General features: G+C 43.8%; 14 protein-coding genes. 12 read left to right on the top strand and 2 right to left on the bottom strand.

Annotated elements, in window-relative coordinates; genetic code table 11:
• The first annotated feature begins 88 nt into the window (after nt 1-88).
• From EJA10_RS10285 to phoU, 6 genes are all read left to right on the top strand, one after another.
• A complete protein-coding gene (locus EJA10_RS10285; protein ID WP_425462086.1) occupies nt 89-2,221 on the top strand; it encodes a peptidoglycan D,D-transpeptidase FtsI family protein in 2,133 nt (710 codons plus the stop codon).
• A 200-nt stretch (nt 2,222-2,421) separates the two neighbouring features.
• Nucleotides 2,422-3,375, top strand: a complete 954-nt coding sequence (locus EJA10_RS10280; protein ID WP_125479910.1) for a PstS family phosphate ABC transporter substrate-binding protein — start codon at nt 2,422-2,424, stop codon at nt 3,373-3,375.
• Between the two features lie 134 nt (nt 3,376-3,509).
• Nucleotides 3,510-4,466, top strand: a complete 957-nt coding sequence (gene pstC / locus EJA10_RS10275) for a phosphate ABC transporter permease subunit PstC (protein ID WP_125479909.1) — start codon at nt 3,510-3,512, stop codon at nt 4,464-4,466.
• A 1-nt stretch (nt 4,467) separates the two neighbouring features.
• Nucleotides 4,468-5,352, top strand: coding sequence for a phosphate ABC transporter permease PstA (gene pstA / locus EJA10_RS10270; RefSeq protein WP_125479908.1), 885 nt, complete (start codon nt 4,468-4,470; stop codon nt 5,350-5,352).
• Nucleotides 5,353-5,416: 64 nt separating this feature from the next.
• On the top strand, nt 5,417-6,199 hold the full coding sequence (gene pstB / locus EJA10_RS10265) for a phosphate ABC transporter ATP-binding protein PstB (protein WP_246017752.1): 783 nt from the start codon (nt 5,417-5,419) through the stop codon (nt 6,197-6,199).
• Nucleotides 6,200-6,234: 35 nt separating this feature from the next.
• The gene (gene phoU / locus EJA10_RS10260; protein ID WP_125479906.1) at nt 6,235-6,894 is read left to right on the top strand and encodes a phosphate signaling complex protein PhoU; all 660 of its coding nucleotides are present in this window, start codon (nt 6,235-6,237) and stop codon (nt 6,892-6,894) included.
• A 226-nt stretch (nt 6,895-7,120) separates the two neighbouring features.
• On the opposite strand, the gene EJA10_RS10255 is transcribed toward phoU, so the two are convergent.
• Both EJA10_RS10255 and EJA10_RS10250 read right to left on the bottom strand, forming a co-directional pair.
• On the bottom strand, nt 7,121-7,618 hold the full coding sequence (locus EJA10_RS10255) for a hypothetical protein (protein WP_125479905.1): 498 nt from the start codon (nt 7,616-7,618) through the stop codon (nt 7,121-7,123).
• Nucleotides 7,615-7,989: a hypothetical protein gene (locus EJA10_RS10250; protein WP_125479904.1), complete on the bottom strand. Its 375-nt coding sequence runs from the start codon at nt 7,987-7,989 to the stop codon at nt 7,615-7,617. The genes EJA10_RS10255 and EJA10_RS10250 overlap by 4 nt, the downstream gene beginning before the upstream one ends.
• A 330-nt stretch (nt 7,990-8,319) precedes the next feature.
• On the opposite strand from EJA10_RS10250, the gene EJA10_RS10245 reads away from it, so the two are divergent.
• From EJA10_RS10245 to EJA10_RS10220, 6 genes are all read left to right on the top strand, one after another.
• Entirely contained in the window at nt 8,320-8,766 is a 447-nt protein-coding gene (locus EJA10_RS10245) for a DUF4912 domain-containing protein (RefSeq protein ID WP_170169105.1), read from the top strand.
• Nucleotides 8,763-9,965 (top strand): glycosyltransferase family 4 protein, encoded by a 1,203-nt coding sequence (locus EJA10_RS10240; RefSeq protein WP_125479902.1) that lies wholly within the window; start codon nt 8,763-8,765, stop codon nt 9,963-9,965. The genes EJA10_RS10245 and EJA10_RS10240 overlap by 4 nt, the downstream gene beginning before the upstream one ends.
• Complete coding sequence (locus tag EJA10_RS10235; RefSeq protein ID WP_125479901.1) at nt 9,962-10,594, top strand: hypothetical protein; 633 nt, start codon at nt 9,962-9,964, stop codon at nt 10,592-10,594. Before EJA10_RS10240 ends, EJA10_RS10235 begins: the two co-directional genes overlap by 4 nt.
• A gap of 56 nt (nt 10,595-10,650) precedes the next feature.
• Nucleotides 10,651-10,800 carry a 50S ribosomal protein L33 gene (gene rpmG, locus EJA10_RS10230; protein WP_125479900.1) on the top strand — a complete coding sequence of 50 codons (150 nt, stop codon included), beginning with the start codon at nt 10,651-10,653 and terminating at the stop codon, nt 10,798-10,800.
• Nucleotides 10,801-10,963: 163 nt separating this feature from the next.
• Complete coding sequence (locus EJA10_RS10225; protein ID WP_125479899.1) at nt 10,964-11,533, top strand: 5-formyltetrahydrofolate cyclo-ligase; 570 nt, start codon at nt 10,964-10,966, stop codon at nt 11,531-11,533.
• On the top strand, nt 11,523-12,311 hold the full coding sequence (locus tag EJA10_RS10220; RefSeq protein WP_170169104.1) for a DUF92 domain-containing protein: 789 nt from the start codon (nt 11,523-11,525) through the stop codon (nt 12,309-12,311). Before EJA10_RS10225 ends, EJA10_RS10220 begins: the two co-directional genes overlap by 11 nt.
• Nucleotides 12,312-12,319: the final 8 nt, after the last annotated feature.

The raw sequence follows: 12,319 nt of genomic DNA, 5'->3' as shown, positions 1-12,319 counted from the left end.
AGTGCATAGCCATGGACATACAGACTGAAGAGGTGGGAGAGGCTTGAACAAGAAAAAGAAGAAGACGCATGTGCCATTCAGGCTGAATATGTTGTTTTTTGCCGTATTTGTGTTATTTTCAATGTTGATTTTGAGGCTTGGGATTGTCCAGATTGTATATGGTGAAGATTTCAAACGGGAAATTGAACGGACGGAGGACGTCACCGTCAACAATCCGGTACCAAGAGGGAAAATGTATGACCGTAACATGAAGACGATTGTCGATAATACGCCTAGCAAGGCGATCACTTATACAAAGAGCCAGAGTACGGATAGCAAGGAAATGCTGATGATAGCCGAGCGTCTGGCTAAACTGATTTCGAAGGATTCAGAAGAGGATCTTAAGAAAGTCCGTGAGAGAGACAAGAAGGATTATTGGATTTTACGTAATGAAGAGCGTGCCAGAGAAAAGATTAAAGAAAAAGAATGGACCCTTTACGATGAAAAAAAGCTGGATGATAAAGAGCTTTATAATCTGCAGCTTGAACGGATTACGGAAAAAGAGCTGGCAGAATTAACGAATGATGATATGGAAATCCTGGCGATCTTCCGTGAAATGATCAGTGGTTATGCTTTGTCACCACAGGTTGTGAAGAAAGATGTGACTCCTGAAGAATTCGCGATTGTCAGTGAAAACCTTGAAATGCTGCCAGGTGTGGATACAACCACCGACTGGGAGAGGCACTACGCTTTTGATAAAACCTTAAAGACCATTTTGGGAAAGGTAAGTGATTCCGAAAAGGGTCTGCCTAAAGAAAAGCTGGAATACTATCTGTCGCGCGGATACAGTCGCAATGACAGAGTTGGTTTAAGCTATATTGAGCAGCAATACGAAGATGTTTTGCATGGACAAAAGGCAAAGGTGAAAAATATAACTGATAAAGGCGGAAATGTCCTCGATACGAAAATCATCTCAGAAGGGCAGCGTGGAAAGGACCTCGTTCTTACTATAGATATGGACCTGCAGCTTGCAGTTGAGAAAATCATTGAGGAAGAACTAAGCAAGGCAAAACAACAGCCGAGAACCGGCTTGCTGGATCGGGCTTTCGTTGTCCTGATGGATCCGAACACCGGAGAAATCCTGACGCTCGCTGGGAAACAAATCGTCAAGGATGAAGAGACGGGTAAAAACGTTATGCAGGATTTCGCCAGCGGAAACTTTACAACGTCATACAACGTTGGTTCAGCTGTAAAAGGTGCCACGATTTTGACTGGCTTTCAAACAGGGGCGATCACTCCTGGGACTCAATTCTATGATACACCGGTTAAAATTAAAGGCACCAACCCTAAGAAATCATGGAAGGCTGGACTTGGTACATTGGACGACCGCAATGCCCTGAAGGTTTCTTCGAACGTCTATATGTTCAGGACGGCCATCAATATTGGGAAGGGCAACTATAAGTATGACCAGCCACTGTACCTGGAGCCGCAGGCATTTGATACAATGAGGAATTACTTCAGCCAATTTGGTCTTGGAGCAAGGACTGGAATTGACTTGCCTAATGAAATGATCGGTTTTAAAGGTACAGAAAGGAAACCAGGTCTACTGCTGGATTTCGCAATTGGCCAGTATGATACGTATACGCCTTTGCAGCTTGCTCAATACGTATCAACCATCGCTAACGGCGGGAATAGGCTCCAGCCAAGGATTGTGAAAGAAATCCGTGAGCCTGTAATGAAGAATAATGAAGTGGGCCCTGTTTTAAATGAATTAGAGCCAGTCATTCTAAATAGAGTGGATGCAAAACCTGAGTGGTTTGACAGGATTCAGGAAGGGTTCAGGAGAGTCATGCAGGAAAGAGGCGGTACAGCTTATGGCGCGTTCTATACGGCCAGTTACAAACCAGCTGGAAAAACAGGAACTGCTCAGGCATTTTATGATGGTCCACAAAGAAGCAAATATGATTTGCCTCCGGAAGTTATGAACCTGAGTCTGGTTGCGTATGCGCCGCATGAGAACCCAGAGGTTGCGATGGCAGTCATGGTTCCTTGGGCATACGAAGGGAACCAGGGGCATCATGCAAACAATGACATCGGCCGCAGGGTTCTTGATACGTATTTCGAATTGAAGAAGAAACGTGCTGAAGGGAATATGAACCCTGAGGAGCCAGTACAGGAAGTTGAGGAAAAGGAAGCAGGCGAAGAACTTCTTGAAGAGATTGCTGATGAAATTGAACAATAGAAGTAGATAAAACTGTCCATTTTTGGGCAGTTTTTTTTTTGCTTGGACATACTAAGAGCAGCCGGAGACTATACCCTGATTTACACAAAATCCAAATGAATTTACAAAACCTTTACATTCGCTTAAAACCGCCTTAAAAGAAAAGCCTTATTCTTGGTCTGTAGGACAAAACAACCACATCTCGTAGGGGGAATCAATTAATGAAGAGTCTTAAGAAGATGAGCATGTTTTTAATGCTGGCAGCTGTCATGGTGTTCGCTGCAGCGTGTGGTGGAGGAGACAATGCTGGTGGAAACGGTGACGAACTTGAAGGCAGCGTTGTTATAGATGGTTCTGGTACAGTATATCCATTCATGGCACGCATGGCTGAGGATTACATGGGTGAACAGGAAAATGTTTCTGTCGAAGTCAGCCGCTCTGGAACTTCAGCAGGATTCAAGAAATTCCTCGCGAAAGACGGAACAGATTTTAACGATGCATCCCGTCAGATAAAGGATGAAGAAAAAGCAAAAGCTGAAGAGCTTGGCATCGAAGTAGAAGAAATGAAAGTTGCACTTGATGGAATTACCATCGTGATCAATAAAGACAATGACTGGGCTGCTGAACTGACTGAGCAGGAAGTGAAAGACATCTTCCTTGCAAGCGCAGGAAAGAAGAAATGGTCCGATGTACGACCTGACTTCCCGGATGAAGAAATCAAGACATATGGCCCTAATGAAAATCATGGAACGTATGAATTCATGTTTGAAACGATTCTGGAAGAACAGGATCTGCCTGGTAACATTAATTTGCAGCAGGACTACTCTACTCTAGTGGATCTTGTTTCAAAAGATAAAAATGCAATTGGGTTCTTTGGCTATGGTTACTATGAAAGCAATAAAGACAAGCTTTCGGCTGTAAAGGTTGACTTCGGCAACGGACCAGTGGAACCATCACTGGATACGATTAAAGAAGATGGAGATTATGCACCATTCACGCGTCCTGTCTTCACTTATTTGAATGTGAACAATGCGAAGGAAAAGGGACAGGTATTGGATTTTGCAATCTACACTATGAATAATGCTCAGGAAGTAGCAAAAGGAACTGGTTTTGCACCATTATCCGACGAAGATGTTCAAGCTACTCTTGACAAACTGAATGGCATGAAGGAGTAGGACCTTAGTAAGAGGAGATGAGAGGTATAGCCTTCTCATCTCCTTGCCTGTTCAAATTTAATGAATCATTGTTCTATGGGGTACGTTAAGGGGAAAGTTTTCCTTGGTTTGCAGGATGAAAGGGGTTTTTTTAAGTGGCAAAGAGCGTTGTTCACGACAGCGGCAAAAAGTTGAATGTGCGTGAAATCATTCAAGAAAAGAAAAAGACGAAAAGCATCAATAACACAACTGAAAAGCTGATTCCGAAGATATTATTTGGGATAGCTGCCATTTCAGTGTTTACGACAATCGGAATTGTTTTAACATTATTAACTGAAACCATCGCCTTTTTTAGAGACGTTCCTTTCATAGATTTCTTTACTGGCACTAAATTGAAGCCATTGGGTGAGAATGCGGTATTCGGTGTTTTGCCGCTATTGACCGGCACCCTGATTTCTACAGGAATTGCTATGCTGGTTGCCATCCCGGTCGGCTTGATGACAGCTGTATTCCTGAGTGAGTATGCTTCTGAAAAGACACGGAGATTGTTGAAGCCAATTCTGGAAGTACTGGCGGGAATCCCGACAATCGTCTATGGTTTCTTTGCCTTCACCTTTGTAACACCTTTGCTGAGATCGTTCATTCCTGGACTTGAACCGACGAATATATTGAGTCCTGGGATTGTGATGGGAATCATGATCATCCCAATGGTAGCTTCCCTGTCTGAAGATGCAATGAGCTCTGTTCCCAATGCAATGAGAGAAGGTGCATTGGCCCTTGGGGCGACAAAACTCGAAGTTACCTGGAAAGTAGTCATCCCGGCTGCTATCTCTGGAATCATCGCTTCCTTCGTACTCGGAATCTCCAGAGCGATTGGCGAAACGATGATCGTAGCGATTGCCAGCGGTAGCTCAAAGAACTTCACCTTCGATGTAACACAGTCAATGCAGACAATGACGGCTTATATTGTCGAAGTAACAGGAGGAGAGGCTGCTGCAGGCACAACTTTATATTACAGCCTGTATGCGGTGGCAATGACTTTGTTTGTCTTCACATTGATTATGAACCTGATCGCCCAGTATATTTCTCGAAGGTTCAGGGAGGAATATTAAAATGAAATATATTGATTCGACTCAAGTCCATAAGAAGATGGGCACGCGTTTGATCGCCAATACTCTTGCGAAAACCCTGTTTTTACTGGCAACCCTTTTCGGTCTGGTTGTGTTGATCGTCTTGATTTACCGGGTGCTGAAGGATGGACTTCCATGGATCAACATGGATTTCCTCACGAACCGATTATCAACTGATCCAGGAAGAGCGGGCATTTGGGGAGCGATCATGGGAACCTTCTGGCTGATGCTCGTAGTGGCACCTGTAACCATGATACTTGGCATTGGAACAGCGATTTACCTTGAAGAATACGCTAAGAAGGGCCGTGTGTCTTCTTTTATCAAAACGAATATATCTAACCTGGCGGGTGTCCCGTCAGTGGTTTTCGGAATCCTGGGCTTGACTGTGTTCGCAAGAGCTCTCGATTTAGGCTCAGTCGTATTAGCAGGCGGACTGACAATGGCCCTGCTTGTATTGCCGGTCGTCGTAGTGGCTAGCCAGGAAGCAATCCGGGCTGTTCCGCAATTCCTCCGTGAAGCATCCTACGGTATGGGGGCCACAAAATGGCAGACAATCAAGAATGTCGTCTTGCCAGCTGCAATTCCTGGTATCCTGACAGGAGTCATACTAGCTTTGTCCCGTGCAATTGGGGAAACGGCGCCACTTGTTGTAATCGGTATTCCTGCATTGTTAATACCTATTCCAGACGGAATCTTTGATAAGTTCACGATTTTGCCAGTACAAATCTACTACTGGACAATCGACTCGGCGCTCGTTGCTGAATACGCCAACCTGGCTGCCGCAACGATTGTGATCTTGTTACTAGTTTTGTTTGTAATGAATTCAATTGCCATTTTGATTCGTAATAAATTCCAAAAGAGATATTAGTCTGGGAGGTTTTTAACAGATGACTGTAATGACTGATAAAAAACATACAACTGAAAATCTAAGTATGAAAGCCGGTAACCAGGAAAATGCCAAGAAGGTGGTCTATGATACGAAGGACCTTAACCTCTGGTATGGAGAAGGCCATGCTTTGAAAAATATCAATCTGGCCATCAATGAGAATGAAGTAACAGCAATCATCGGGCCATCGGGTTGCGGAAAATCGACCTATATTAAGACGTTGAACCGAATGGTCGAGCTGGTTCCAAGTGTGAAAATCTCAGGTGAGATCCTGTACAGGGGACGCAACATCCTTGAAAAAGGATACCAGGTTGAAGATTTGCGGACAAGTGTCGGAATGGTGTTCCAAAAGCCAAATCCATTCCCAAAGTCGATCTATGAGAATATCGCATACGGCCCTAAAATCCATGGGATCCGCGATAAAAAAATCCTCGATGAAATCGTTGAGAAGAGCTTAAGGGGAGCGGCAATCTGGGATGAGGTAAAAGACCGTTTGAACCAGAATGCCTACGGACTTTCAGGCGGACAGCAGCAGCGTATCTGCATCGCGCGTGCCCTGGCAATCGAACCAGATGTCATCCTGATGGACGAACCGACATCTGCCCTCGATCCGATTTCAACGCTGAAAGTCGAGGAACTTGTTCAGGAATTGAAGAAGGATTTCAGCATCATCATCGTAACGCACAACATGCAGCAGGCTGCCCGTATTTCTGACAAGACGGCATTCTTCCTGAATGGGGAAGTCATCGAGTTTGCTGAGACTGATAAGATCTTCTCAAACCCTTCGGACAAAAGGACAGAAGATTATATTACCGGCCGTTTCGGGTGATTTTTCGAAGAATTTCATTGGAAGGATGAGGATGAATGGTAGTCAGAGGGAAGTTTGAGGAAGACCTGAAAACATTGCACGAAAAATTACTGGAGCTTGGGAACTTTGCGGTGCAAGCACTGGATCAATCCCTGGAAGCCCTTGAAAATAAAGATATTGAACTGGCATTGAAAATCCTCGAGGATGACGCGGACGCAAACATCATGGAGGAAGAAATCAATGACTTTGCGATCCTATTGATTGCGAAACAACAGCCAGTTGCTGTAGACTTGCGCAGGCTGATCGTAGCGATCAAGATTGCAACAGATATTGAAAGAATGGCTGATTTTGCTGTTAACATTGCTAAATCAACAATCAGAATCGGGCAAGAACCACTGGTCAAACCAATCGAGCATATCAAGCAAATGCACAAGCTTTCCGTTGAAATGCTCAAGCTATCACTGGAAGCATACAATGAAGAGGACTTGAACAAGGCGAAGCAGGTAGCACAGATGGACGATCAGGTGGATGACCTCTATGGGCAGACGATCAAAGAACTACTAAGCCTGGCACAATCCAAGCCAGAGCAGCTGGCCCAAATCACACAGCTGTCCTTCATCAGCCGCTACCTGGAAAGAGCAGCCGACCATGTTACAAACATCGCTGAAAACGTCTTCTACCTTGTAAAAGGGAAAAGATACGATCTTAATCAATAAAGGTATTTGAAAAAGGCTGTCCCAAGAGTGAATCTCATGGGACAGCCTTTGTTTATTTCTGTGGAAACGATGTTCGGACCATTTTCTGTATTAGCTTTGTATTTTGTCCAAAGCAGTAGACATTTCTTCCCCACAGCTTATAGTTCCCAGAAAAGTCCCGAAGAGTATACCTGGAATCAGTCCCGGATAAAAAAAGACCCTCACAAAGAGGGGCCAGGGAACAACATTATCTGTTTTTAGTAATAATCTTAGCGATCTGGTGATAATCGAGGCCTGTGGTGAGTTCGTATTGTCCGATTTGCACTTTTGTGTGGTAGCCTTTGTCAATCAGGAATCGTTCAAATTTCTTATTATCGTCGATGATTCCCTGGCTCTTCAGCATGATGGCTACGTCACCTGGTGACATGCCGCCAGCGATTACAAGCGTGAACTTTTTCTCTTCTTTTACTTCTTCTTTTTCTTCTGCCTTTTCAGCCGGCGCTTCTTCTTTTGGTTTTTCTTCCTTCACAGCAGCTTCGGCTTTCTCATTTAGCTCGGAAAACTCAGTGCTGTTCAATACCTGGAAGCCTTTACCTTCAAGAACTTTTTTTGCGTCGGATACAGCAATTTCCTGAGGTGCTTCTTTTTTCGGCTCTTTTTCCGCGATGACGCTGCTGCCGGCCCATAGGAGAACGGCTGAAAACAATAGTCCTAATGCGAATGCTTGTGCTGTTCGTTTATTCATACAATCTGTCCTTTATCAACAAATTCGTTAATGATTTCTTGAACTTCCTGGGTAGTAAGAGATGATTGCTTTGCGATTTGGTTGATATCCATTCCCTGTTGAGCAAGGGACCATACTTGGTTCTTGATGATGTCATGGATTTGCTTTTTGCCTGAATTGAAAGTAGATTGCCTTTCCAGCATGGAATCATTAACAAGCAATTCTTCCTCCAACACCTTCAGCTTTTTCTTGATCTGGTATAAGTCCTGAATTTGTTGGATGGTCACTTGGTCGATTTCCTCACGCAATTCCTTATATGGGTCTTTCAGGAAAAAAGAAAGTATTAACAGGATTGCTGCCAGGACTACCAGGCTAATGATTATAGAGCCCATATGATATTTCCTCCCGAGCTGTAATTAGAACACATAGAACTAGTTTACCATTCAGTTGTCGAAAATTCGATTCATATTTTTTTTCTGAAAAAAAATGATAGATTTGTCTTATTATGATTTCCATTCACTGTAAACCTTGTCGAAAAGCCTCCATTTTTGTAGCTCAAAAAGACTATGGAAAATTAATTGAACGTTTTCATTCAGCAGGTTCCGCAAGATGCAAATTACGACAATTTGCGTTCATTGTGGCCAGCAAAGTAACATGCTAACATAAATTTATAGAATAGATAAACGATTTCATTCATATAATGATTGGTTTGGGGGTGCAGTGTGACGAAAGGAAGCTTTAATACGAAGAAGATTAAGGATCATTTGGTTGCCAAAATTCTTTCACCTGGGAAACTTTATGTCTACTGGCAGCTCCTTGACGATAAAATCCGTTTCGTGAGCCATTATTTCAATCTGGAAGACGAGCAGCCTGGATTGATCTTGCGCCTTTATGATCGCACCTCCAATAAGTTGCTCCAGGAAGTGTTTATCCGTCCGGAGGTCAAAAGCTGGCTGTTTAAGGGAATAAAACCAGATTGCAATTTCCTGGTTGAACTGGGGATGTATCGCGCCGGAAATCAATTTTTTCCGCTGTTAAGGTCAAATCCCATTATGCAAAATCCCGGGTCAGCTCACATTGCTTCTGGACCGCAGGGAGTTCCTGGATGGGTGGGAAAGGTAAGCACCTATACCTATTATGAGGACCTTGAAGGGAGCAGCAGGAAATGATTGCGCATACAAAAAACATCCTGATGCTCTCCTGGGAGTATCCGCCGCATATTGTCGGCGGGCTTGCAAGACACGTTCATGCGCTGTCGCTTGAACTTAGCAAGTTAGACAATGAAATCCATGTCGTGACAGCAAAACCGTCAAATTCCAGCGACTATGAAAAACAGGAGGGAATCCATATTCATAGAGTGGCTCCTCTTAATGAGGAGGATCCGGATTTTCTTGCATGGATTGGAGGCCTGAATTTAGCTATTATCGAAGAATCTCTTTCCATTTCCAGACACATTTCTTTCGATGTGGTGCACACTCATGATTGGTTGACGGGGCCTGCTGGTGGATTTTTGAGCAAAATGCTCGGCATACCGTTGATTGCAACCATCCATGGGACCGAATTCGGACGGAATAAAGGGGTTTTTACAAATCTCCAGCAGTTTGTATTTTCAAAGGAAAAAGAGTTATGCCGATCTGCTGAGGAAATCATCGTTTGCAGCGATTTTATGAAGGATGAGGTTTTGAGGTTACTGGATGTGACCAGTGATAGGGTATCGGTCATAGCAAATGGGACTGCAATTGAGGAAGTGAATATCTCTAAACTTGTAATAGAAGAACTATTTCCATTCTTGAAAGATCGAAAAGTGGTTTTCTCCATTGGAAGAATGGTGAAAGAAAAAGGATTTGCGACGATTATTGAGGCAGCCAATCTCTTAAAACAAGAAGCACCGGAATTAAGCTTCGTCATTGCAGGAAATGGCCCGCTGCTGGAAACCTACAGGAGAAAAGTCTGGGAAATGGGCCTTCAGGATTCTGTCCAGTTTATCGGTTTCATAAGTGAGGAAGTTCGGCAAGCATTATTAAAAAGAGCGGATATCGCGGTGTTCGCAAGTGGTTATGAGCCATTTGGGCTTGCGGCTGCAGAGGCTCTGGCGGCAGGTGTCCCAACGATTTTATCAAGAACAGGCGGAATGCAGGGATTGATCGAGGATGGAAAGACTGGTTTTCACATGGAACCCGGGGATGAAAAAGATCTGGCACAAAAGATATTGTGGATTCAGCAAAACCATTCGTTGGCTCATCATATGGCCAAGTCAGGCCAAAAAGGAATCACGGAAAAATTCAGCTGGGAACACAATGCAAAGGCAACTGATACATTATATAGTAGGTCAATCACAACATTTGCCCAAAAGGAGGGTATTAGATGAAGACAAATGCTTATCTCCATGTAGACAATGAAGGGGATTTCGAACCTGGAATGAAACCATTGATCTTCAGCCCCGGGATTTGGATCGATGGAAAAATATATTGGCTGGGCAATACGACAGAAAAGCTTTTACCGCGTGAGGATCTATCGATAAAAATTAAACAGGCAAATGTACATTCAAAGGTGGAGTTTTTCGATCTCTATGTTACTAACCATTCCCAGGAAGAGAAGGAAGCAAAATTGATCCTGATGCAGCGGCATGCTGAAACTGCAAAAGATCAATTCAGCTTTGTATCGCCAAATGAAGATGTCATCTTCCATTTCGCAGACAAAAAGATTTATCTCGTAAATGGAATGAATAACAACGGCAGAATGAAGCAATGCACTGTGCAGCCAATCTGGAATGTCAGCACGGAACGCCTGTGGAATTGCCGGGATTCAGGGAGGCTTAATTATCAGCCCATGGCGAAGGGAGCAGCCGCCAGCCTGTTTTCACTGGATTTGAAAATGGGCCCTCGTGAAACGCAAAAAAGCAGCTGCTGGATGATAGAAGGAACAGAAAAAAGTACAGTTGTGAATTTGAATTCAATGCTTTTGAAAAACACACTAGCAATTCCCGACAAAAAATGATATTATAGAAAAGTCGTATGCACGAAACTAGCTAGAATAGTTTGGAGGGAAAATACATGCGTGTAAACATTACATTAGCTTGCACAGAATGCGGAGAGCGCAACTATATTTCTAAAAAAAATAAGCGTAACAACCCAGACCGTCTTGAGCTAAAGAAATACTGCTCAAGAGAAAAGCGCTCAACTTTACATCGTGAAACAAAATAAGCAGCGGGGCTTTCCCAGCTGCTTTTTTTGTTGGAAAAAACCTGTTTTTTGCCCTTGCATGGAGAAGGCAGCGATGTTTCTTCCCTGAAAAGTTTTTCAGTTTTAACCAGGAATGGTATTGTTGATACATAACATATATTTATTAAAGTTTGGGGGATAGAGGATGGATGCGAAAAAAGAGCTGCGTAATTCGGTAAAAGCCAAATTATCTGAATTAAGCCTGCCTTTATATGAGGATTTCTCTTATCAGGTTGCCCAGCAGTTATTTCAGGATGAGGATTGGCAGAAGGCTTCCACGATTGCGGTGACTGTTTCCAAAGCTCCGGAAGTAGACACACTTCAAATCATCAGGAAAGGCTGGGAGCAAGGAAAGAGGATGGTCGTTCCTAAATGTGAACCGAAGTCACGGGGGCTGGATTTCAGGGAGCTGAAGCGGTTTTCACAGCTGGAATCTGTCTATTATGGTTTATACGAGCCGATTGTCTCAGAAACCCATCAGATAAAGCCGGAAGATATAGACCTTGTAATTGTCCCTGGACTGGCTTTTTCAAAAAATGGTTTTAGACTTGGGTTTGGCGGAGGATACTATGACCGATTTCTGGCAAACTATCAAGGGAATACTGTATCCCTGGCCTTTAAGGAACAGCTTTTGCCCGACATTCCCATCGAAAGCCATGATATTCCCGTAAGCAAAATTATTAGCAGTGAAGGGGTCATCCTTATTGGAGACTGATCAGCTTTTAGCAGTTGCCTTTATCGCGTTGATTGCAGCTGCCTCTGTATATTTCAAGCTTTTAAAAACATCGGGGGCTTTTGCCGCATTTGTAACAGGACTCCTTGTATGGATTGGTTTCGGAATTAACGGCTTGTTGTTGATGGGGATATTCTTTCTGACCTCCAGTTTGCTTTCACGATATAAACGAAAGAAGAAAGAGGAACTTGGGGAGATTCATGAAAAAGGTTCCGCCAGAGACTGGGTGCAGGTAGCAGCCAATGGAGGAACAGGTGCGATCGCCGGCCTGGCGAACTTCATCGAACCAAACTTCATTTGGCTGATTATGTTTGCGATTGCGCTTGCAAGCGCCAATGCGGACACTTGGGCCTCTGAACTTGGGGTTTTAAGCAAGAAGCAGCCTATGTCGGTAAAAGCATTTAAAAGAGTGCCGCGCGGGACCTCAGGTGCAGTCTCAGGCTTCGGCACGCTTGCCTCTGTCGCTGCTTCTCTGTTGATTGCGACGTCTGCTTATTCTTTATTCGAAATCGAGCCGGCCTGGGTTTTTGGAATCTTTTTTGGGGGAATGGCGGGAACGGCGCTTGATACATTGATGGGTGCCTACTTCCAGGCGGGATTCAAATGTGCTGAATGCGGGTTGCATACTGAAAAAACAGTCCATTGTGCAAAAATCACTGAGAAAGTATCCGGGTATGCAGTCATCAATAATGATGCAGTAAATTTCCTATCATGTTTTACAGCCGCGATCTTGGGAATGATTGTATATATGGTCCTGTAGAATGGCTT

Source organism: Mesobacillus subterraneus (assembly GCF_003937825.1).
GTDB classification, from domain to species: Bacteria; Bacillota; Bacilli; order Bacillales; family Cytobacillaceae; genus Mesobacillus; species Mesobacillus subterraneus.
The sequence above is the reverse complement of the archived record's forward strand: the minus strand, read 5'-3'. Positions and strand labels throughout refer to the sequence as shown.